Annotated in this window: 27 protein-coding genes; 8 read left to right on the top strand and 19 right to left on the bottom strand. The window is 34.6% G+C overall.

Features of this window, described 5'->3' with window-relative positions:
- Positions 1-7: 7 nt before the first annotated feature.
- Positions 8-202: a hypothetical protein gene (locus SAUT_RS04260; RefSeq protein WP_013326638.1), complete on the bottom strand. Its 195-nt coding sequence runs from the start codon at positions 200-202 to the stop codon at positions 8-10.
- A 66-nt stretch (positions 203-268) separates the two neighbouring features.
- Here SAUT_RS04260 and SAUT_RS04255 point away from each other — a divergent pair, with 66 nt between their 5' ends.
- Together SAUT_RS04255 and SAUT_RS04250 are read left to right on the top strand one after the other, a co-directional pair.
- The gene (locus SAUT_RS04255; protein WP_013326637.1) at positions 269-607 is read left to right on the top strand and encodes a hypothetical protein; all 339 of its coding nucleotides are present in this window, start codon (positions 269-271) and stop codon (positions 605-607) included.
- A gap of 53 nt (positions 608-660) precedes the next feature.
- A complete protein-coding gene (locus SAUT_RS04250; RefSeq protein ID WP_013326636.1) occupies positions 661-1,554 on the top strand; it encodes a glycosyl transferase in 894 nt (297 codons plus the stop codon).
- Here SAUT_RS04250 and SAUT_RS04245 read toward each other — a convergent pair.
- Genes SAUT_RS04245 through SAUT_RS04225 form a run of 5 tightly spaced genes read right to left on the bottom strand, consistent with a single transcriptional unit; the run spans position 1,551 to position 5,915 of the window.
- On the bottom strand, positions 1,551-1,949 hold the full coding sequence (locus SAUT_RS04245; RefSeq protein ID WP_013326635.1) for a thioredoxin family protein: 399 nt from the start codon (positions 1,947-1,949) through the stop codon (positions 1,551-1,553). The genes SAUT_RS04250 and SAUT_RS04245 overlap by 4 nt on opposite strands.
- Entirely contained in the window at positions 1,942-3,747 is a 1,806-nt protein-coding gene (locus SAUT_RS04240) for a multiheme c-type cytochrome (protein WP_013326634.1), read from the bottom strand. The genes SAUT_RS04245 and SAUT_RS04240 overlap by 8 nt, the downstream gene beginning before the upstream one ends.
- On the bottom strand, positions 3,744-4,946 hold the full coding sequence (locus tag SAUT_RS04235; protein WP_013326633.1) for a cytochrome-c peroxidase: 1,203 nt from the start codon (positions 4,944-4,946) through the stop codon (positions 3,744-3,746). The genes SAUT_RS04240 and SAUT_RS04235 overlap by 4 nt, the downstream gene beginning before the upstream one ends.
- A gap of 24 nt (positions 4,947-4,970) precedes the next feature.
- Positions 4,971-5,348 carry a hypothetical protein gene (locus SAUT_RS04230; RefSeq protein WP_013326632.1) on the bottom strand — a complete coding sequence of 126 codons (378 nt, stop codon included), beginning with the start codon at positions 5,346-5,348 and terminating at the stop codon, positions 4,971-4,973.
- Positions 5,349-5,915 (bottom strand): precorrin-2 dehydrogenase/sirohydrochlorin ferrochelatase family protein, encoded by a 567-nt coding sequence (locus SAUT_RS04225; protein ID WP_013326631.1) that lies wholly within the window; start codon positions 5,913-5,915, stop codon positions 5,349-5,351.
- 137 nt (positions 5,916-6,052) lie between these two features.
- On the opposite strand from SAUT_RS04225, the gene ahbA reads away from it, so the two are divergent.
- The 4 genes from ahbA to SAUT_RS04210 are packed head-to-tail and all read left to right on the top strand — an operon-like array spanning position 6,053 to position 7,916.
- Positions 6,053-7,057, top strand: coding sequence for a siroheme decarboxylase subunit alpha (gene ahbA, locus SAUT_RS04220; RefSeq protein ID WP_041675147.1), 1,005 nt, complete (start codon positions 6,053-6,055; stop codon positions 7,055-7,057).
- A 13-nt stretch (positions 7,058-7,070) separates the two neighbouring features.
- A complete protein-coding gene (locus SAUT_RS04215; protein ID WP_013326629.1) occupies positions 7,071-7,475 on the top strand; it encodes a hypothetical protein in 405 nt (134 codons plus the stop codon).
- Between the two features lie 16 nt (positions 7,476-7,491).
- Positions 7,492-7,626: a hypothetical protein gene (locus SAUT_RS11555; protein ID WP_281046543.1), complete on the top strand. Its 135-nt coding sequence runs from the start codon at positions 7,492-7,494 to the stop codon at positions 7,624-7,626.
- Positions 7,623-7,916, top strand: coding sequence for a hypothetical protein (locus SAUT_RS04210; protein WP_013326627.1), 294 nt, complete (start codon positions 7,623-7,625; stop codon positions 7,914-7,916). Before SAUT_RS11555 ends, SAUT_RS04210 begins: the two co-directional genes overlap by 4 nt.
- 12 nt (positions 7,917-7,928) lie before the next feature.
- Here the strand turns inward: SAUT_RS04210 and SAUT_RS04205 are convergent, their stop codons facing one another.
- The 5 genes from SAUT_RS04205 to SAUT_RS04185 all read right to left on the bottom strand — a co-directional run bounded on the left by SAUT_RS04205 (position 7,929) and on the right by SAUT_RS04185 (position 11,800).
- A complete protein-coding gene (locus tag SAUT_RS04205; protein ID WP_041675381.1) occupies positions 7,929-8,228 on the bottom strand; it encodes a metal-sulfur cluster assembly factor in 300 nt (99 codons plus the stop codon).
- A gap of 16 nt (positions 8,229-8,244) precedes the next feature.
- Positions 8,245-9,423 carry a hypothetical protein gene (locus SAUT_RS04200; protein WP_245534125.1) on the bottom strand — a complete coding sequence of 393 codons (1,179 nt, stop codon included), beginning with the start codon at positions 9,421-9,423 and terminating at the stop codon, positions 8,245-8,247.
- A gap of 66 nt (positions 9,424-9,489) precedes the next feature.
- Positions 9,490-9,837 carry a hypothetical protein gene (locus SAUT_RS04195; RefSeq protein WP_013326624.1) on the bottom strand — a complete coding sequence of 116 codons (348 nt, stop codon included), beginning with the start codon at positions 9,835-9,837 and terminating at the stop codon, positions 9,490-9,492.
- A gap of 86 nt (positions 9,838-9,923) precedes the next feature.
- Positions 9,924-10,568 carry a Crp/Fnr family transcriptional regulator gene (locus SAUT_RS04190; RefSeq protein ID WP_013326623.1) on the bottom strand — a complete coding sequence of 215 codons (645 nt, stop codon included), beginning with the start codon at positions 10,566-10,568 and terminating at the stop codon, positions 9,924-9,926.
- Positions 10,568-11,800, bottom strand: coding sequence for a glutamate-5-semialdehyde dehydrogenase (locus SAUT_RS04185; RefSeq protein ID WP_041675145.1), 1,233 nt, complete (start codon positions 11,798-11,800; stop codon positions 10,568-10,570). The genes SAUT_RS04190 and SAUT_RS04185 overlap by 1 nt, the downstream gene beginning before the upstream one ends.
- A 67-nt stretch (positions 11,801-11,867) precedes the next feature.
- Between SAUT_RS04185 and SAUT_RS04180 the strand changes: the two genes are divergently transcribed.
- Positions 11,868-12,626: a pyrroline-5-carboxylate reductase gene (locus tag SAUT_RS04180; RefSeq protein WP_013326621.1), complete on the top strand. Its 759-nt coding sequence runs from the start codon at positions 11,868-11,870 to the stop codon at positions 12,624-12,626.
- 12 nt (positions 12,627-12,638) lie between these two features.
- Here SAUT_RS04180 and SAUT_RS04175 read toward each other — a convergent pair whose 3' ends face one another.
- From SAUT_RS04175 to SAUT_RS04140, 8 genes are all read right to left on the bottom strand, one after another.
- A complete protein-coding gene (locus SAUT_RS04175) occupies positions 12,639-13,046 on the bottom strand; it encodes a hypothetical protein (RefSeq protein WP_013326620.1) in 408 nt (135 codons plus the stop codon).
- A gap of 91 nt (positions 13,047-13,137) precedes the next feature.
- Positions 13,138-14,610: a threonine synthase gene (gene thrC / locus SAUT_RS04170; RefSeq protein ID WP_013326619.1), complete on the bottom strand. Its 1,473-nt coding sequence runs from the start codon at positions 14,608-14,610 to the stop codon at positions 13,138-13,140.
- Between the two features lie 63 nt (positions 14,611-14,673).
- Entirely contained in the window at positions 14,674-15,900 is a 1,227-nt protein-coding gene (locus tag SAUT_RS04165; RefSeq protein WP_013326618.1) for a murein hydrolase activator EnvC family protein, read from the bottom strand.
- A complete protein-coding gene (locus tag SAUT_RS04160) occupies positions 15,900-16,712 on the bottom strand; it encodes a hypothetical protein (RefSeq protein WP_013326617.1) in 813 nt (270 codons plus the stop codon). The genes SAUT_RS04165 and SAUT_RS04160 overlap by 1 nt, the downstream gene beginning before the upstream one ends.
- Positions 16,699-17,370 carry a cell division ATP-binding protein FtsE gene (locus tag SAUT_RS04155; RefSeq protein ID WP_013326616.1) on the bottom strand — a complete coding sequence of 224 codons (672 nt, stop codon included), beginning with the start codon at positions 17,368-17,370 and terminating at the stop codon, positions 16,699-16,701. Before SAUT_RS04155 ends, SAUT_RS04160 begins: the two co-directional genes overlap by 14 nt.
- Entirely contained in the window at positions 17,363-18,535 is a 1,173-nt protein-coding gene (trmB, locus tag SAUT_RS04150) for a tRNA (guanosine(46)-N7)-methyltransferase TrmB (protein ID WP_013326615.1), read from the bottom strand. Before trmB ends, SAUT_RS04155 begins: the two co-directional genes overlap by 8 nt.
- On the bottom strand, positions 18,535-19,920 hold the full coding sequence (locus tag SAUT_RS04145; protein ID WP_013326614.1) for a fibronectin type III domain-containing protein: 1,386 nt from the start codon (positions 19,918-19,920) through the stop codon (positions 18,535-18,537). Before SAUT_RS04145 ends, trmB begins: the two co-directional genes overlap by 1 nt.
- Positions 19,868-20,842, bottom strand: coding sequence for an RluA family pseudouridine synthase (locus SAUT_RS04140; RefSeq protein ID WP_013326613.1), 975 nt, complete (start codon positions 20,840-20,842; stop codon positions 19,868-19,870). The genes SAUT_RS04145 and SAUT_RS04140 overlap by 53 nt, the downstream gene beginning before the upstream one ends.
- Before the next feature lie 53 nt (positions 20,843-20,895).
- Here SAUT_RS04140 and SAUT_RS04135 point away from each other — a divergent pair, with 53 nt between their 5' ends.
- A complete protein-coding gene (locus tag SAUT_RS04135) occupies positions 20,896-22,008 on the top strand; it encodes an FtsW/RodA/SpoVE family cell cycle protein (protein WP_013326612.1) in 1,113 nt (370 codons plus the stop codon).
- The last annotated feature ends 43 nt before the right edge of the window (positions 22,009-22,051 follow it).

The raw sequence follows: 22,051 nt of genomic DNA, 5'->3' as shown, positions 1-22,051 counted from the left end.
TCCTGTTTTATACATAATACAATAATGAAGAGAGTAACAATGCACCCAAAAATGTTATAACAATCATAACAGTACGTTTTTGTGATTCTTTTATATTATGATGCTGTTCCAAATAATCACTCAGCCAAATGCCCGGATAGATTGTAAAAATGAACATTGGAAAAGTCATCACCAAAATAATCATAATATCGTGCGCTGTCATTCAAATTCCTCTAAATTAAATTTTTCTTTAGAATTATTATTATATCATATAACAAAGGGGTTAGCTATGAAAAAAATTATAATTTCAACCATTTCAATAGTTTTAAGCGGTGTTATTTTTAATGCCTGTTCAACAACATCTATGAATGCAGAAGATACAAAAACTGCTTCATTTACACATTTAGAACATGAGATGCCATTAGGAAAGGTTCATAAACTGATTTTAAAAGCAGGTGAAGAAAATGGCTGGAGAATGACTGAATTTAAAGAAAATGAGCTTATTGCTGAAAAAGAAGAAAATGGCAGTATGAAAGCAGTAACTATTACTTTTACCCAACATTATTTTGGTATTTCACCAAAAGACAGTGATTTACACGAAGCAATAGAAAAAGAGCTAAATAACTAGTTATATTTCTCTAATTTTGATACACTTTATAAGATAATTTATAAAGGTATAAAATGGATTTTTTTAAGTATATACATGCAGTCGGCACCGGTCCCAAAGGGAACAGAGACTTAAGTTTTGAAGAAAGCAAAGACATGATGCAGCAGGTTTTAGACCAAAGCGTGCCGAGTGAGCAGATTGCTGCATTTTTACTTGGCTGGAGGCTGAAGCCGGAGACAACAGAAGAGTTTCGCGGAGCACTGGCTGCATGTGATGAACAGACACAAAAAGAAAACGTACCAAATTCTATAGAACTCGGCTACCCGTTTGACGGCAAAGCAAAAAATCCATATATTTTTCCGCTTGTTGCAAGAATGCTTGAAAAAACAGACCTCAATTTGGTCATAATGGGTGATGAGAAGCAACCGGCAAAAGACGGTATTACCATTAAAAACATATGTGAAAATATATCTTTACATAAAAACATCAAATATTTTGACAGAAAAAACTACCTTAACAAACTTCATAATCTTACCAATACAAGAAATAAATTAGGACTTAGAAGCGGTTTTAACACTATAGAAAAACTACCAAAAGTTGCCAACAGCAGTTATGCCATTACAGGGGTATTTCATAAACCTTATGTCAAGAAATATGTTGAAATTTTCTCAGATAAATATGAAAGATTTGCACTTATTCAAGGGAACGAAGGAACACCGGAACTCTTCAGTAAAGGCCGTTTATGGATTGCAAAGGGAGATGATGTAGAGGAAATAATAATAGACCCAAAATATTACGGCATTCACTATCAAAAATCATGGGATAAAATAACACTTCAAGACTCACTAAATCAGCTAAACAATCCTTCTGACGAATATTTGAAACTAGCACAGTTAAATGCTGCCGTATATCTTTTTATAGCACAGAAATATGATAGTATTGAGGAAGCTTTTGAGGCTTTAAATTAGTTATACCAATCTCCGTTAAAAGAAAAACATTGAATAATATGTTGAATGTCAAACTTCGCAATTGATGCACTGCATTGAGGCAATTCATTATTATCAAGGATAAAGAGTGCAGGATATTGTGTTGTATAAAGCATTTCTATAGGATAACTCTCTTTTTGCCCTTCTTTTATTATAACAAAAACAGCATACTTGTTAATAGCCAAGGATATTGCTTTATTATGAATAATTTTTGCAAGTTCTACATTGCACTGCGGACAATTCTTTTTCGTCAAAAAAACGACCAAAGATTTTCCTGCTTTTAGAGCCTTTGCATGTGCTTTTTCATAAGAACTCTCCACCATAAAAGCATTAGCATAGAAAGTCAAAAGAGTAATAATAACTATACTTTTAATCAAACTGCTTCTCTACTTCTTTGATTGTAATAATGGGAGGATCAGTCAACTGGGGATATGCCGCCTTGACTATATTTGTTACCCATTGCGGATAAATTCTAAAGTTGAGTTTTATCTCTACACTCAATGGATACTGGATATTTTTAGGAAGTGTAAATCTTTCTACAACTCTTTTGCCTGCCGGTATTCTTGTATCTTTTAATAATTTTTCATACCGCCAAAAAAACAACCCTACCGGTTTCCCGTTTTTATCGCCAAAAATCTTGTTATAAATGATAGAATTTTTTTCTATATCGCCCTTTTTATCAAGTTTTCCACTGCTGAATACAGTTTTGCCATTGCTGTCTTTTACTGTTATGTCAAGCCATAACTCTCTAAAGTCAGCTGCCCCTGTTGGAAGTTTATGCCCTGCTCCTACATTTTTCACACCCACAAAAAGCTGATTGTTTTTTAAAGCGACATCTAAAGCTGCTGATGTTTTTAAAAGTTCTATAGACTGCTGTTCATGTTCCTTGCTCTTAAGTCCTGCCAGAAAATGATTTGCTCCGGTAAAATAGTGTGTTTTTATTGCCTTTTTTTTCTTGCCGCCCACTGTAGAAGTACCGCTTTGCCCAATAAACTCTCCATCTTTTATATAACTCATATGACAATCAAGGCATTCCTTATGTTTTTTAGGGTCTTTTGATTTGTTAAATGAAGACTCTTTCCACTGCTCATAAGTAGAGACTACTTTTTTTTGCGAATGCGGTAAAAACTCATTATGACAAGATGCACAGTATTGGCTTTTTTTATACAAAGGCTTCATATATTCTTCTTTGTGAACTGTCGGCTTGGCATTAATAAGCTTATGACTTATCCAAACTTCTGCCTCGGAATGAGAGTCTTCAAAGAGGTATTTCTTTCTTTTACTGAGGCTGAGTGCATAAGAGCTGTTCCCTTTTGGTTTTGCATCGACTATTCTATGACAGGCTATACACGAAACACCCTGCTCTAATCTGTTTGGATGCACTTTATATTCATTTATAAGATTTTGAGACCCGCTGACAAAAAGAGGCTCCGGCATAATATTATCTTTCATAAAGTGTGTTGTTCTTTCTTGATGCATACTCACAGCACTCGGATTATGGCATCCCATACACCATTTTCTAAACTCTTTGCCTCTATCCATTTCTGCCAAATTTTCAAGCACCATATAATATGGATTTGAATCTGCCAGATGTCTATGATTTGAATCAGCCCATTGTTGAAAAATCTTTGGATGACACTCTTTACATGTAGTGGAATTCGTCCAGTCTATATTATGGTATCTTTTTACACCATCAGCATAAACAATATTTGTAAGCTTTTCCTCTTTTGCATAAGAGTTACTCGGCAGAAACAGGATAAATACAGATGCGACAACAGAAGCATATTTTAAGAGAAAATATTTCTTTAAATGCACAATCAACAATAAAACAAGAACAAAAGAGCCGTAAAGATGAATATAATAAGAGAGAAGACCAAAAACATCTCCTCCTCTGTTTCCAACTAAAAAGAGATAAACTCCGCTTACAATAATAATAAAAAAGACCAGCCCGAATAAAACACCACTCAAACTTTTATGCTTGAACTGCACCATGCTTTCTTTGATGTGTTTATATAAAAAAGGTAATACAAACAAAACAGTCACAGCGATAGAACCAAATACATGTAGAAACTCAATAACTCTGAAATAGGACCATATTACATGAAAGTAGTCCATTAATAAAATACCGCTTAGAAACATAAAAAGCATATCAAGGTTTATCAATAATATTTTCATTTTAATTCCTTATACTCTACTACATCACCCTCAAGTGACTTTAAAAAGGCAACAAGCTCATCTATCTGTACTTCTGTCAGTTCCATACTGAGTTGATATTTTCCCATTATACGTACAGCCTCACGTATATCAAATACAGCCCCATTATGAAAATAGGGAGAAGTTTTCGTAACATTTCTTAAAATTGGCACACGAAAAAGTTGATTATTGTCTTTGCCTAAATACTCACCTTTATTTTCAAAAGGGTACCTGTGATATTGTTTAAAATTAAAGTTAAATGCAGCAACATCTCTTCCTATATACTCTGTACTGAAAATTCCCGTAACATCAATGATATGGTTATAGTTACGTACAGGAAACTTTTGTATTGTCTGTCCACCGACTGTTATACCGGTATGACAACCCTTGCAGCCAAGTTGTATAAAATTTCTAAACCCTCTTTTTGCTTCTTCACTCAGTGCTTGATTGTCTCCTTCTAAAAATCTGTCATAGGCACTTCTTATAAGCAGTGTCTTTTGATAAACATCCAATGCCTTTTGTAGATTTTCAAATGTTACACCATTTGTAAAAACCTGTGCAAATATTTGTTTATAAGCAGTATCGTTTTTCAATCTTTTAACTACTTCTGCGGATGTAAGATTCATTTTGTATTTATCATGTATCATAGGAGCAACGGCATCTAGTGAAGTTTTGGCTGAGCCGTCCCACATTCTGTACTTTGCCAGGGCAGAATTCAAAATTGTAGGTGTATTTAAATGATTTGGGGCAGTTCTGCCTTGCACTCCTATAGCAGTTGCGAGTCTATCCGAACCGCTTTCATCTTTTATATGACAAACCATACAGTCTGTTTTACTCTGAGGATGACTGATATCATCTAAAAACTGATTTTTATTATGAGGATTTTTACCTAAAAGGTGACAGGATGCACAACTGATGGTTTTATCACTTGAAAGAATTGTATCAAAAAAAAGTTTTTTTCCAAGTGTAACTTTTTCTTTTGTAATAGGGTTTTCTTTAGAATCAAGAAGTTTTAAAAATGCATCATATTCTTTTGGAATAGGATGCATTCCCCTACTCAGAGCAATTTCGCGTAACTGTTCGTCACTATAAGTCTTTTTTGGTTTTTTCGGTATTAAATAGGGAAGGACTTCTATCCAGGCAACAATAATAATTATTGCTAATAAACTTAATCGCAACATATTAAACTCCCTTCTTACATGTAATTAAATTCCGAAAAACTTCTTCAACCAGTCTCTTTCTTTTTGTGTTTGAATAAATATTTTGCTAACAGTTTGGTTGTTATCGCCTAGCACAACGACATCATTTTCAACAATTTTTAAATGATTTTTTCCCCACTGTTGGTCAAGTTCATCCATTCGGTAGAGTGAATCTGCAGCGTCAGGTTTTTCTTTTGTTCCAGTCCTACTGTCAATTATTGCTAAACCGCCAATTGTCTTTTCAAACTTATATGGGCTGTACACTTTAATTTCTTTATAAATTCTATGTGGTTTGGCATCCGGCGTAGCCTTTTGTATGGCTATAAAACCTATTGCAAAAAATGCGAATAACAGTCCTAGAAACAATCCTTTTTTAGCGTTCATTTACTTACTCCAATTTTCTATATAGTTTTTTGCTTTTTCATCAAGCATTTTCATTCTCTCTTTGCCTTTAGGCAAACTTTTACGTAATGCCTTCATCTCTTTTAAAAACTCAGATATTGTGTTTGGAATCATATTTTGCAAATATCTTCTCAAATGTTTTGCCATAGCGGGAGATGCTCCTGAAGTTGATACTGCAATTGTTAAGTCACCCTTTTTTATATATGAGGGAAAAATAAAATCACAATAATCCACCGAATCGACAGCATTACACAAGCAGTTATATTTTTTTGACTCTTGAAATATCTCTGCCTGGAGTTCTATAGAGTCTACTGCTACTATGACAACAGCAAATTCTTTTATATCACCCTCTTTGTATGCACGTTTTTCATACTCAAGATTTTCACTCTTTATGCGTTGGAGCATTTCATCAGAATATTCCTGCGCTATTACATGTATATCTTTTGTAAAGTCTAAAAGATGATCTAATTTTTCATATGCAATATTTCCTCCGCCTACGATGAGAATTTTTTTATTGTCAAGTTTTAAAAATGCGGGGAAATAAGCCATATCCAAATATCCTCAATTAAGTTTTTGTAATGTAATCATAACATATAGAACCATAAAGTTATTGACAAATATCAATTTAAATTCAGATAAAGATAGATACAATCATTATGCTAAAAAATTAAATGAAAGTTACAAAGATGAAACAAGAAATACTCTCAAGAATACAAAAGAAATTTCCATTGGTGCAAAAGCCTTTTGAGGTCATTGCAAATGAACTTGGCATGAGTGAAGGTGAAGTGTTAGAGATACTTCAAGCAGAAAAAAAAGCAAATATTATACGACAGACTTCTGCCATATTTGACACAAAACGATTGGGATATAAGTCTTCTTTGGTTGCTTTTAAAATTCCTGAGGAAAATATCAGCGCAGCCGTAAAAATTATTAATTCACATCCCGGTGTTTCTCACAACTATGAAAGAAATCATGATTTTAACATCTGGTTCACTATGGCAGTTGCCCCTGATTCTTCATTGGGTCTGGAAAAGACTATAGAAGTACTTGCAGAGCTTACGGATGCGGATGATTATATTGTGCTTCCGACATTGAAACTCTTTAAAATCAACGTAAAACTCAATACAACCGGAAAAGATGAGAAAAAAGAAGAGGTAAAAAAAGTTGTTCATACCGATATAGAACTCACGCCTTTACATCATGAAATCATTCAAAGAGCACAGTATGATATTGATTTTGTCAGTGAGCCATTTGCAAACATTGTCAATGAACTTGATATAGATTATGAAACATTCTTTAATATTCTACAAGAACTGCAAGAAGCTGGCGTCATGAGACGTTTTGCCTCAATTTTAAATCACAGAAAAGCCGGTTTTAATGCAAATGCCATGGTTGTTTGGGATGTAGATGAAGAAATAGGTGAAGAGATAGGAGCAAAAGCAGCGGCTTTTTCTGCTGTAAGCCACTGCTACCTGCGTCCAAAATATGAAAATTGGCCATATAATCTTTTTACAATGGTTCATGGAAAAACAACAGAGGAAACAAATGCGATGATTGAAGAGATGGCACAAGAGATCCAGTCAAAATCACACATGCCACTGTATTCATCAAAAGAGTTTAAAAAAGTACGTATAGAATACTTCACACCAGCTTTTGCCGAGTGGGAAGAAAAACACACAACAGTCGCTTAAAGGAGCATATATTATGGAAAGATTTTTTGAATTAGAAATAGCATATATTGTAATAGGCATATTTTTTCTCGTTATTACAGCTTTTGTAACCACAAGAGACTTTATGCCCAAAGGTGCCTTCAAAAAAGGTATGACTGGTATATTTGCCATATTTGCAATTATGATAGGCATTCATTACTTTGTGACAACAAAAAGAATGAATGGTGTCAAAGAAATTTTCAATGAAGGCAAAACTATCATATGTGAAAATAAAATGAGAAGAACAATCTCACAATCTGTTTTAATTTCTAAAGAACTCGGCTGGAAACTTGATGGTGATTACTTTAAAAATCCAGACTTTATAAGAGATTTTCATACGGCAAGATGTGTAGACTATTCGCCTATTGCACCAAAAGATCAAAAACAAAATGATAAATAGATTTAAAAGATACGGTATGGCTATTGTCTTTTTGCTTCTAGTAATAGCCTTGATGCTATTAGGAACTTTAGGCGTTAAAGATTTTGGAGATCAAATGTTTAAAGATGCAAATATAAGTATCACACCTGAAGGAGAAAGGATAAAGTTATGAGTTTAACACTTTTACTGGCTATAGGTATAGTTATTACAATTATATTTCACTTTATAGGTGTTTATGCGGGGGCTAAAAAAATAGTCTGGATTGCTATTGTTCTTATATGGGCGGCTGTAATTTCTGTTGCGACAAGTGAAGTAAAACCAAAAGCATATGATGAGATAAAACAGATGCAAGGAAAATATTCTGACACTGATAAACTTATCAAAGAGGCTATACCTAATGTATCAGTATATGAGATGATAGTGATAAAAAACAGTTTTTTAAAACATGAGCCTAAAGAGTAGGCTCATAGAGTATTAAGCGCCTAATGCCTTTTTAACATTATCATCAGCCATTGTAATATTCCACTCCGGCTCCCAGACAACTTCTACATCAACACTTTTAACATTTGGCAGTTTTTCTACTGCTTCTTTTACCCATTGTAAAATCATTTGATGCAGAGGACATGCTTTTGTGGAAAGTGTCATAGTAACTTTTACATTTCCTTCATCATCACTGCTTGCATCATATATAAGCCCCATCTCCACCAAATTAAAGCCGACTTCCGGATCTATTACTGTTGAAATTGCTTGAAATAATTCATCTTTTGTATACATACTCATTTTTTATCCTTTATTTAAAATTTATCATATAGAGCATACTTCTTACAAAAGCAAGTCCACCAAAAAATAAGAATGATGCACCTCCGTGTAATAAAGTCTCGCTCTTTGTTAAAATAGCAAATGTTACCAAAACTACACCTATACTTGAAAATACAAACTGTGCCTGAGAACTTTTGTATGGCACCATATCTGCAAGCATCGGAATTTTTTGTTTTCCAACGAGTGGAGAAAACCTTTCAAACCAAACCAAAAATGGAATAATTTTATAAATATGCCCAGTAATCATAAATCCGAAAAATCCAAAAAACAATACCCATGCAGATGCTAATAAAAACACCTCTTTATGCAGTAAAAAATACACTATAGCCAAAAGTAATGCTACCAACATTGCAGAATATGCGAACATCATGGATATGGCATAAATATCATTCTCTTTTCTTGGTCGCGTTTTATAGATGATATAAATAATATAAAAATAAAAAGGCAATGCAAGAAATGATAAAAAGTAGCCTATATATTCCAAAACCTTTATATTTAAAAGTGCAGAAAATATAACACTTGCGACGCCTAAGCTCATCAAGGTTATTGATATTCTAAGGGGCGTTAATGAAAAACTATGAGAAAGTGTAAACATTGGCACTAAAACGATAGAAAGCCCCATAATAGTAATACCAATATAGCCACCAATAACTGAGTAAACATGAGCACGAAGCATTTGTGAAATATCCAAAGAAATTGTTCCAGCATACGAAAGTGCCATTAGTAAACCAAAAATAATTCCAAAAAATAAAAATGTATTTGAGATCAAAACACTACTCATAACCAAATTAAGTTTTTTTACTTTTTTAATTGTTAAAAATATTTCACCGACAAAAATCATCATACTTATAAGCACAACTGTCCCACCATAAGGCAGTAAAGCAGGTGAATATAAAAATCCAACTACCATCAACAGTGTACCAATAAGAAGAAGCGGCCAAATAGCATAAAAAAGTTCTACACCAAAATGCCCTACTTCAAGCACAACAGGTACAAGCTGAGCCATAGCCCCAAAAATAGTCATCATTACAAATCCCAATAAAAACAGGTGTGTAAAACTGATAACAGCAGGCGATGTATAAACTAAGTCTTGTGCATGAAATAAAAAAACGGCTAATGTTGCTAAAACATAAAAGAAGCCCCCAATCATAAAGAAAGGAGCTATAAGTTTAAACGGGGGTGCAAAATCTTGCGAAATGCTATTCATTTTATTTGACTATCCTGCACAAGAAGTTTGTGTTAAATCAGATTTTGCAGCGGCATCATCATTATAAGAAAAAACAACTTTAACCAAACCGTCATCTAAATCTTCAATTACATACTTTACATCATCTTCAAGCTTTGCAAACAATCCTCCCGGTGCCTTGTGGTTTATCATAACCAGCGTGTCATTTGTTCCTTTAATCAATCCCAAACCGGCCATTGCGTTAACCATTGGATGTGGTGGACCCTCTTTTGATGTATCAAAGTAATATGTACTCTGTCCGTCTTTTTCTAGTTTGTAAAAATCAACAGTAGCACCGTCAACAACTATTTTTTCTGCTTCACTCGGAATATGTAACATTATCAATCCTTTTACAATAATATTTTGTGATTGTAATCAAGAAAGATAACACAGGAATTGATTTATATCAATAAAGATAACAAATATCATTCAAAAAGTATCGTAAGTGCCTCTTTATTGACAATTTTATAAGAACTGTCTTCTTTTTCTACAAAACCTAATTTTGTAAATTTTTTAAGTATACGAGAAAGTGTCTCCGGTGTCATATGCAAATACTGTGCAAGTTGATTGTTTTTCATCTTGAGTGCATCATCATTTTCACATATATATTTTGCGACTCTTGCCGTAGAGTCCAAAACAACATTCAATGCTATCACGTTATCAAGATATTTAATCTTTTGTGTCAGAGATTTAAAAAGAGCACAGGCGACATCTTCATTTGCAAAAAAGTATTCCCTGAATTTATCAAAATCTATTTCTAAAACACTTCCGTCACTCTCAAATGCAGCAGAAGCGGGATAAGGAATTCCCTCAAATACCGCCATCTCTGCAACCAGATTTTTAGGTCTGAATCTATGCAGTACAATTTCATTGTTTTTCGGGTCAATTTTGTAAATTTTAACAACACCCTCAAGCACCATTGTCAAGTGCTGGGCTTTGTCTTTTTCATAAAAAAGAATCTCCCCTTGGGAAAAAGTTCTTTTTCTTGAAATTGAAAGTAATAATTTCAACTCTTTTTCATCTAAATTTTCAAAAAAGTTTATGCTTTTTAATTCATCTATACTCAACATTATCTTATCTGCCCGTTTCCGTAAACTTTGTACTTATATGTAGTCAGTCCTTCTATGCCCATAGGTCCCCTGGCGTGAAGTTTATTGGTACTTATCCCCACTTCTGCACCAAATCCAAAGGCTCCGCCGTCTGTAAAACGTGTAGAAGCATTAACATATACAGCTGCGGCGTCAATGTTATTTAAAAATTCTTCTGCCGTTGTAATATTTTGGGTAATGATAGCCTCTGAGTGTCCTGAGCCAAAACGTACAATATGTTCTATCGCTCCGTTAACGCCCTCGACAACTTTAATGTTTAAAATATTTGCCAAATATTCAGTGTCATAGTCTATATCACTAGCACTTGCAACATTAATGATTTCCTGAGTCGCACTGCATCCTTTTAAATCCGTATGCGCTGCATCAAAAGCCTCTTTTAAAAGTGGAAGTGTCTCTTTGGCAATGGCTTTGTCTACAAGCAGCGTCTCCATTGAATTACAAACACCAGGTCTTTGTACTTTTGCGTTAATTGCAATTTTTATGGCATTGTCAATATCAGCATCTTTATCAATATATGTATGGCATTGTCCTTTGTCATGTTTTACGACACTTACCGTTGCATTTTCACTGACATACTTAATAAGCCCTGCACCGCCTCGAGGGATAATCAAATCTACATATTTATCCATTTTAATAAGCTTTGCAACACCTTCGCGTGAACTGTCAGGAATCAAAGATATAAGCGAGGTCGGCAAATCGTGATTTTCCAAGACTGCTTTTAAAACTTTTGCTATTGCTTTGTTTGAACGTTGGGCTTCTTTTCCGCCTTTAAGTACACAAACATTTGAGCTTTTAAAACAAAGTGCTGCCGTATCACTTGTAACATTTGGACGAGATTCATAAATAATGCCGATAACACCGATAGGAATACTCACTTTTTCTATTTTCAGTCCATCTTCAGTAACCCAGCCGTCAAGTACGCGTCCGACCGGTTCTTTGAGCGCGGCTATTTCTTCCACAGCTTTTGCCATAGATTCCACCCTTTCTTCATCCAAAAAGAGCCTGTCCATTAAAGCCGAAGAGAGTCTGTTTTTTTCACCTTCAAGCATATCTATAGCATTGGCTTCCATCAAATCCATAGTATTGGCACGTAAAGCATTTGCCATCTCTCTTAAAATTTTGTTTTTATCACTGCCGCTTAAAGTATTTAAAACTCTGCTCGCAGATTTTGCTTCTTTTAAAAATTGTTCCATATCTCTACCCATTTTTTTTGTCTTAATTCTAATAATGCTATACTACCATAAAACATTTAGGACTTTTATGAAAACTATAACATTTATCGGAAATGGCAATATGGCACTCAGTATTGCCGAGGGTTTAAAAGAGAACTATAAAATAGAAGTTGTTGGAAGAGATAGTAAAAAATTGGATGCATTTGAACAAAAACTTGGTTTACATGTAGAAAAATCTCTTCTTGATAATTACAACATTGAACAAAAGACGGTTATGCTCTGTGTCAAGCCGGCAAATGTGGAAGAAGTATCGGCAAAACTTCAAGGAAAAGCAGAAATACTTTATTCGGTTTTAGCCGGAACAAGCATAGAAAAATTAAAAAATAATTTTAATACATCCGCTGTTGTAAGAGCTATGCCAAATCTTGCAGCAAGCGTCGGTAAATCTATGACAACTTTAACAGGTGATACCGCTTATAAAGAAGAATCCCAAACACTTTTTTCTTCTATCGGTACAACAAGATGGCTTGGCAGTGAGAAAGAGATAGATATTGCAACAGCACTCGCAGGAAGCGGTCCTGCTTATCTTGCCCTTATTGCAGAATCTTTAACCGACGGTGCGGTAAAACAAGGACTCAAACGAGATGATGCTATGGCGATTATGAGAGGTCTATTTGACGGTTTTGGAACACTAATACAAGACATACATCCTGCTCTGCTTAAAGATGGTGTAATGAGTCCCGGTGGGACAACTGCAGCCGGTTACGCTGCACTAGAACAAGGCAACGTCCGTAATGCATGTATAGAGGCTATCGAAAAAGCCTATAAAAAAGCAGTTGAACTTTAAAGTTCAGCTGCTTTAAAATTCATCTTCCGTATCGTATGTTAAATACAAAATCATAATCCAGATTAACAGACAAATTGATACTATTTCATACCCAATCAGCCAAACTATAGGAAATGCGTTAAGATTCAGCAATTGAAAATTTTCCCAACTGGCATTTGCTACAAACAAAAATAAAAAGAACGCACCTGTAATATAAGGAACACCAACGACATAAATTGTATATGCAACAAATTCCCATTCATCAGGAACAAATAAATAATCTTTAAAGTCAACTTTTTGAGCGCCGAAACTTGCACGTTTTTTTGCAACTTTCGCTTTTTTTTCATGCATAGACTTCGCGCGTCTTTCATTCATAATCAGCTGATTATAATAAAGCATATTTCGCTTTTGATTTAACTCATCTTCAGTAGTCTCATTCATTATCTTTTCCTATTAAAGTAATTTTACATCTTTAATAGTTAATGACAACTTAAACCGTTAATTATTATTATTTAAGACTTTTAGGCGAAAATTATAAAAACTTCAGTATCTCATCTTCTATATTCTCTTTTTCTATCACTGTTGTTTGTGCTATTGGTTTAGAAAAGAGTTCTTTTATCATCTGAGGAATTTCAAGATTTGCCACTTTAGATATAGATTCCAATGCTTCAATATCTTTTGTATCTACTTCTCCCGTTAATGCATTTGCAATCACAGGAGAAAATTTTGTCCACTCGGCAGTTGAATAGGCAATCGTTTTGATTTCAGGGTTTGAGCATGTTTCATATGACTTCATACATGTAGCCGTATGCGGATCCATCAAATAGTGATACTTTTGGAATGTTTCTTTAATATATTTTTTTCCCTCTTCACCGCTGCAATAGTCAGCATCAAAACACTCACGGAGTTTTGCAAGCTCATCAGCAGTTAATTCATAGAAATTATTCTCTTCAAGATTCTGCATCAACTCTTTTGTTCTTACTTCACCGAACAAATCAAATAATACACGCTCAACATTAGATGATTTTAAAATATCCATTGCAGGTGATGTTGTGCCCACTACTTCACAATTTCTTAAGTCGTACTTTCCATTACGAATTAAACGTGTAAGTACATTATTTTCATTGGATGAAATAATGATTTTTTCAACAGGAACTCCCATTTTCCAAGCGTAATATCCGCCAAGAGCATTTCCAAAGTTTCCACTAGGAACATTAAGGTAAACTTGTTCGCCCATAGTAATTGCATTTTGTCGAACCAGTTCCAAATAAGAGTGAATGTGATAAATAATTTGAAATATAATACGTCCAAAGTTGACAGAGTTTGCTGCTGAGAGTTTTGTATCTTTCTTTTGAAGTGCTTCTTTAAAACTTTGTGAAGCCAACAAACGTTTGAGTGCATTTTGTGCATCATCAAATACACCGTTAATTCCGATTACTTTTAAGTTAGGCGCATCTTCTGTAACCATTTGCAAACGCTGTACATCACTTGTCCCGCCATCAGGATATAAACATGCCACTTTTACATTTGCACGATTTTTAAATGTTTCAAGCGCTGCCGGACCGGTATCACCGCTTGTCGCTGCCAAAATCAAATAGTTTTCATTTAATCTTTGGGCAATTGAAGAGAGTACTACACCAAAGGGCTGCAGAGCCATGTCTTTAAACGCACGCGTAGGGCCATGATAGAGTTCGCTTATATAAAGATTTTCTTTTACTTTTACAACAGGGACAGGATTAGAAGCATCATCAAATTTATCATATAAAGATAACGCTTCCTCAATAACTTTCGCATCAATGTCAATCTCAAAACAGCTTAACATATCAGATGCCAGTTCTTTATAAGAAGAGTTTAAATGCTTTTGTAAAAATTCTTCTCCTAGCTCGGGAAGCATCTGGGGAACGTAAAGACCGCCAAAAGATGCGATAGGGCTCAGTATTGCCTGTGAAAAAGTTACAGTTTGCGGTCTATTTTCATCTACGCCGCGTGTTTGAATAAAGTTCATATTTTTTTCTCTATTTTTTTATTTTTGAAATTATATCAAAATCCAAGTGCCAAACCAAGGCACCTATTTAAATAAACGTATCGGATTGATATGCTTTGTTTTTTGTGTCACTTCAAAGACAAGTTCATCTTTGACACGTCCAATCGTTGCACCTTTAGCAATTTTTTTGCCCTTTTTAATATTTGGTGCTATTTGTGAAAGATTTGCATAAATCGTATGCAGTCCTTTTTTGTGTTCTACAATGACAACATTGTCTAAAACTGCCGTGTTAGCTGCATATATAACTTTCCCGTTAAAGACAGTTTTAACCTTTGCATTAGGTTGTTTTGGTTTGAGAGAAATAGATTCATTAAATATTTTTATACCATAAATAGGGTCTGTATATGTACCGTATTTTTTGGTAATAGTATAGGAGTTAAGCGGAGCAATTGTTTTTCTGCCTCTATACCTAATTGTTTTAATTGCCTGATAGCTACTTCCGTGCTTTTTCACTTTCGGCAAATTTTTGTTCAGCTGAATCTTTTGTTTTTCAAAGGCAATTTTTCTAGCTTTTTCTTCTTTTGCCCTTTTTATTTCGTCTATTTTTATAATGTTAAGCCTTGAAAGTGTTTTCTTCAAAGCATTTTGTCTTTTTAAAAGGTTTTTTAACTCTTTTTTATATGATGCTTTTGCCGAGGTCAACTTTTTTAAAGCTTTTTTATTTTCATTTTTTGTTTTAATTAGCTCTTTTCTTTTTTGATCTATATTTGCAATAGCAACTTCTAATGAACTTACATGTAAGCTGATTAAATCTATATTTTTTTCATTTTCAAAGAATTTTTTACTTAAAAGTTTTGCTTTTTCTTTTGAAGCTTTCAACATACCTTTTAAAACTTCAAACTCCATAATTGCCTGTTCGTTTTCAGGGTATTCTTCTTCTAAAACAACAGACAAAGAAACCGTCTGTGCAATAACAAAAATCAGTTCTTCTTCAAGTTTTTGCTGTTTTTTCTTTAACTCAGTTTGAGATTTTTTTAAAGATTTAAGCTGTTTTATATTTTCACGGTGACTTCCCTCTTTTAAAGAGAGCTCTTTTTCTAATTTTTTCAGATAAATTGTTTTCTTTTCCAACTCAGCTTTTTGCTTGATAATAGCTTTTGCCGTTTGTGCCATTTTGGCATTAAGTCTGGAGTAGTTTTTCGTGTATGAATGCAGCTTGGAGCTTGTTTTATTTATTTTTTTATCTATCTCTGTTGCAGCGAACATTGCAGAGGTACATGTAAAGAGTAAAACAAATAGTATAGTTCTCATCAGACCTCTTCTTTATGCCCTAAAACTATAAAACTCGCAAGTAAGATAGAAACTATCACAGAAACACCAAGCATAATCAGCGAATCATAAATTTTATCAAATACCACTACCGATATACCTATGTTAGCAAACTGTTCCCTTACCCAAGAACTCGATGAAAAATATGAAAAAATCACAAAAGAGATACCAAATGCTATAAGTGCATCTACAATGGAAAGTCTGAACAGTACTGCCGAACGCAGCCATACAGGAGCACCAAAAAGCCCCATGATATTCATCCTCTCATTATGTTTAAACTGCCATATTCTTAACTCTTTAAATATCAACAGTATGGTGACAAGTAAAATTGAAACAGCCAAAACAGATATAACATTTTTAAAAAGCAACAGTAATTTATACGTCGTATCATGAGTATTTGAAAAAGTTTCTACTTTTGTAATATATGGGTATTTTAAAAGCTGTTTTTTTATTTTTTGTAGCTGGGCAGGTGTCGGATAAGTTTTTAATTTAAATTTATAAAACTTTGGCAGTGTTACTTTAAGCAGCTGGATATTTTTTTTGCTTATGCCTGTATTTAATTTTTTTATTACGCTATCTGGCGAAAGCTGTTCAACAGATGCGAGTATGTTTATTTTATTTAATAACTTTTTATTTTTCAGTATTTCTTGACTGACTACAACCAGTGAATAATTCTTTGCCAAATTCTCTTTATATGCATCAATAGATCTGTCTACTATTGTAAAAATCTGTAACGAAAAAAGTATACTCACAAGAGCAATAACAAGAGATATATGATTTTTAAACGACTTCATGAATATCTCCAAATTCTATATGATAATGCTTATACTCAACCTTCATAGCTTCAGGAATATGGTGTGTCACGACTATAATAGTAGTTTTCAACTGTTCATTTGCACCCTCTAAAAGATTCCAGATAAGCTGTGAAGAATAATCATCAAGGTTACCTGTAGGCTCATCAGCAAGTATCAGAATCGGGTTATGCGCCAAAGCTCTTGCCATTGCCACGCGCTGCTGTTCTCCACCGCTGAGTTCTAACGGGTATTTTCCCGATTGATGTTTCAGTCGTACATGTTTGAGCAGAGAGTCAACCTGACTTTCCATTATACTTTTTTCATACCCGTTTATAATCAAAGGCAGCATGATATTTTTTTCAATCGTCCACTCTTTTACAAGTTTATAGTCTTGAAAAACGATGCCGAGGTGTTTTCGTAAAAAATTAAGCTTTGAATTTGCCACACCTCGAAGCTCAACGCCTCCAACTACCAAACTTCCCTCAACAGGTTTAAGCGCACCATAAAGTGACTTTAAAAGTGTAGATTTACCGCTTCCGCTCGCTCCGGTAATAAACACAAAACTCCCTGAGTCTATAGAGAAATTTGCTTTGTTTATAATAGTTTCATCTTTGGAATAAGCAAGAGACAAATTCTCTGCGATTATGACTTTATCCATGTAAAATCTTGCCCAGTTCTTTATGGGCTTTTAAATTACTACGTGATTTTAACGGCAAATCAGGATAATATGAAATGCCCTTTTCATCAATAATTATATATAAATGTTCAGGTCTGTCGAAACTACCCATAGACAAACGCAGCATGACGCCATTTTTTGTTTTATATACCCGTTCAAAATGCATAAAACCATCTTCAAATCGAAAAGTTTTATTATGCAGTCCTGTAATCTCGTCAAAACTCAAACCGGGTTTTGAAAAAGTAAAATCCCCTTCTATTGTCAATGGCTCGGAGAGTTCATCATTTATCATTGTTACATCATAAATGTTTTTCTCCATTTTTTTCCATCTGTCTTCATACTTGGAACTTATGGCAATATCTTTGTTTTTATTGATTTGCAGTGTAGTTTTATTAAAAGCTATAAAAGTTTCATAGGAGTAGGCATAATAATTTTCACTGTCAGTTCTAAGTTCCAAAGTTCCACCGACTTTTAAAACACGACGAGCTTCTTCGATAAATGAAGTCGAAATTACTCTTCGATGCGGTTTTTTGTCCCATGGAACAGGGAAATGCACATAAATTGCCCCGACAATATTTGAAGGCACAAGCTCCATAAAAAGACGAGCATCATAATCAAGCACAAGCAGATTATTCAACTTTTGAATAACACTTTGTTTAAGTACCTGCTCTATTGAGGGACGATGAATCTCTATGCCTATAAATAGAACATCAGGATGAGTTGCCGCCTGATGAAGTAAATGACGTCCTGAGCCAAATCCTACTTCAATTCTTACTTCTTTATCCAGGGGGAATTTATTGGCAAAGTATTCTATTTTTTTCAGTGCCGTCACTTCTTGAAGGTGTATATTTTTTTGTGTCTGAGGTACGTTGGAGTTGATTACATGTAATCCGGCAGCTTTTGCATATGCGAGCAGTGCACGATGGACATTATGTATGGAAGCCGGACGCGTGAGCTTATCTGTTTTTAGCAGGCTTTTATTTTCTTCTTCTTTTACTAAAAGAAAAAAGTCTTCATCCTCCACTGTCGTTGAGATGAGTTTTTCATCTTCATGCATAGCGTTGGATGCGATGAAGTTAAAACTCACCTCATCATAAACTTTTGGAAAATCAATTTGTTTAAATTCTTCTATATGTAAATGCGGCATTAAATCTCGTTTAAATCTAAATCTTTAGCAGGTGTTAGTGTTTCTTGCGTACTTTGAGTATTATCTTCTTGCCCTCGTACTTCCACTTCTTTAATAGGCTCACTTTTTTCACCGTCAACTATTTTGTCAGATTCTGCTGTTTTTATTTTTACTTCTGTACTTGGTTTTGAGATAATTCCATTTTCATCTATGCCATATACTGTGTATGTATATGTACTGTCCGGGTTTATGTTATTGTCCACAAAACTGGTTTTATAGATGTTTTTATACTCTTTTGTCGTCTCTTTGAGCCAACCTGTTCTGTGTTTTCTGAGTATCTGAAAAGATTTTATTCTCGGATCTGTTTTCTTCCATGAAAGTTCTACTCCTGAGTTGATAAGTTTAATCCCTGTAATAACAGGCGCATCAGGTTTTGGCAGTGTCATACCCATTATGGTATTTTTATCATGTTCACTTTCAAGCCCGTCGTTATCAACAACACTGACCCTGTAAAAGTACACTTTCCCATCTTCATCAATATTGTCTGTGTAATGATTGTTATACAACTTTGCTATAAGGTCAAAAGAACTGTCTATATCTTTTCCTCTATAAAGGTAGTACTGATTAAAGTCTTTTTGCTTTGACGCAGACCAGTCGATTTTTATTTTTTTTGGTAAATCTTTTGTTGCACTGATGTACTCAACACTTTTAGGCAATGCTTTTGTGACAGACTTTACAATCTCTGAAGGTGTTGAGATGATTCCATCATATGTTTCTACACGTATACGGTATAAATAAACTGCATTATCTGCCAAACCTTCATCAATATACTCAGCGTTTAAACGTCCTTTGAGTGTAGCAATCTTTTCAAACTTTTCATCTTCAAATGTTTTTCGCTCTATGATGTAAGATTCAACTCTTTTGTTTTCATGCGGTCTCCAAATAATTTTGGCACTTCTTGGAAGTCCGGCTATTGAGTGTATCCACGCTACAGACTGTAAAACAGGCAGCGTACTGACATCATACGTTTCACTCAATTTTCCCTGTGCATCTTTGGCAACTACTCTAAAAGCATAACTATATTTTGTATTTGGTTCATCATTGGCATCTAGATAATGTGTTTTAAATCGGTTATCAATACTGTCATAATAATCTAACTTATTAGAAGTTTTTTCGCCTGACACTCTTTTGTAAACATAAACACCTTGTACTCTTGGGTCTTTAATGCTCTTCCATTCAAAGGCTACTGTCTTCATATCACGCATAATTCCGTTTTTTGTCAATGTAACAACCGGCAATGTAGAATCTATAACAACCTTTTTCTTCGGTAGTGGATTAATTCCCTGACAACCGCTAAGAATCAGCAGTGAAACTGCGCATAATGTACTCAGGCTCAATAACTTCATTTAAAATCTCCGTATCAAATTTTTTATAAATTGTTTCTCGCATTATATCATCAAATTCCGCCTTAAAGGTTACTTTTTCCTTTGTCGTCGGATGAATAAAGTAAATCATATAAGCATGTAGCAAAATACGTTCCGAATTCTCCTGTTTTGGGCTTAGTCCATAAATATGATCTCCCAAAATATGACGGTTCATACTCTCTAAATGCACGCGTATTTGATGTGTTCGTCCAGTAAAGAGTTTACAGGCTATGAGCTGTGTATGTTCATCTTCACTTAAAGCCAACTGTTTAAACATTGTTTTGGCATATTTTCCATGTTCTAAGCCGCAGGCCATTTTTAAACGGTTGTGAGAACTTCTGCCTATATTTGATTCAACAACTGTAATATCTTCTTTTAAAGGCGGAACAATAACAGCTATATAATAACGTCCCATACTTTTGTCTTGAAGCTGCTTTGACAAAAACTCATGCGCTTCATTGTTCTTTGCAACGACCATTGTTCCGCTTGTGCCTTTGTCAAGACGGTGAACGATTCCATGGCGTTCTTCTCCGCTGATAGTCGAGAGCCTGATGCCTTTATGTTTGAGCCAGTCAACCAAAGTCGCTTCTTTGACACTTGGTGCCGGATGCACTGTCACGCCGCTTGGTTTGTTTATAACCAAGACATCATCATCTTCATAAAGAATCTCAACATCAAAGTTTACATCAAGAGCTTTTTCTTGTTTTGCCTCTGGAAACTCTACTTTGACAACCTGTCCGGCTTTGAGTTTCACACCCGGACGAGGTACTTTTTTACCATCTACAAAAACACATTCATGTTTAATCAGCCCCGCTATTTGTGAACGTGTTTGTCCAATTTGTGAAGTTAGAAAAGTATCTAATCGCTCAGGGTTTTTACATATGTATTCTTGTGTGTTTATCATTCTTTACAGCCTTTATGATACAATCATAATAATTTTATTTTGGAGTTACAAACTTGTGGAGATTTGATAAGAGTATTTTATCACAATTTGACTTTTTTTCTATCATTCTTATCATTCCTTTGGTAATTATGTCGCATTGGCTCATCGGTGAAGCTGTTCCTGCTCTTGCGGACAAACAGCTTGCTTATGTCGGTATTGCTTTTATAGTCTTTTTAATTGTTTTTGTACTGCCTATCAGGCGCATGAGCTGGCTTATTCCTTTTATATACTGGGGGAATATCGCCCTGCTTTTAGGTGTTGAATTTTTCGGACATTCACGGCTCGGTGCACAACGCTGGATAGACATTCCTTTTATTAACGCTACCATTCAGCCCTCAGAGTTTGTAAAACCGGCACTTATTCTGATGCTTGCATATCTTATACACAAAAATCCACCGCCTCTTCACGGCTACAGGCTCAAAGATTTTTTACGTATCAGTTTATATATTTTGCTCCCCTTTGTTCTCATTGCAAAGGAACCAGATTTGGGAACGGCACTTGTGTTATTACTCATCGGGTATGGCGTTTTATTTTATGTAGGCGTTTACTGGAAAATAGTTGCCGCTATTGTTGCAGGTATTTTACTAATATCACCGCTTGCGTATAAATATGGGCTGCATGACTACCAAAAAACAAGAATTACAGACTTTTTAGGTGCCAAGCCATCATACCACGTACAACAATCCATAATTGCAATAGGTTCAGGCGGATGGACCGGAAAAGACAAAGAAAATGCAACCCAAACACAAATGAAATTTCTGCCTATTGCCACGAGTGATTTTATTTTTGCTTTTGTGGTCGAGAGGACAGGATTCTTAGGAGCTTTAGCCCTTATTTTGCTGTATGCTATGCTTATATTGCATCTGTTGAGTTTAAGTATATTTAACAATGACTATTTTATAAAAGTAGTTACCGTCTCCATCTCTTTTATGATTTTTATATATATGGGAGTAAATATTTCCATGACCATAGGCTACGCCCCTGTCGTAGGTGTACCACTGCCAATGTTTTCATACGGAGGCAGCAGTTTTTTAAACTTTATGGTACTTTTTGCCATCATGGAAAACCTCATCACATTCAGGTACAAAGATATGTATGATAAGAGCGGAACAAAGAGTTTTGTGTAACTAAACTTAGTTATTGTTGGTTAAAGTTGGCACTATCCTGATA

Origin of the sequence: Sulfurimonas autotrophica DSM 16294, assembly GCF_000147355.1 — a bacterium.
Lineage (GTDB): Bacteria > Campylobacterota > Campylobacteria > Campylobacterales > Sulfurimonadaceae > Sulfurimonas > Sulfurimonas autotrophica.
The sequence above is the reverse complement of the archived record's forward strand: the minus strand, read 5'-3'. Positions and strand labels throughout refer to the sequence as shown.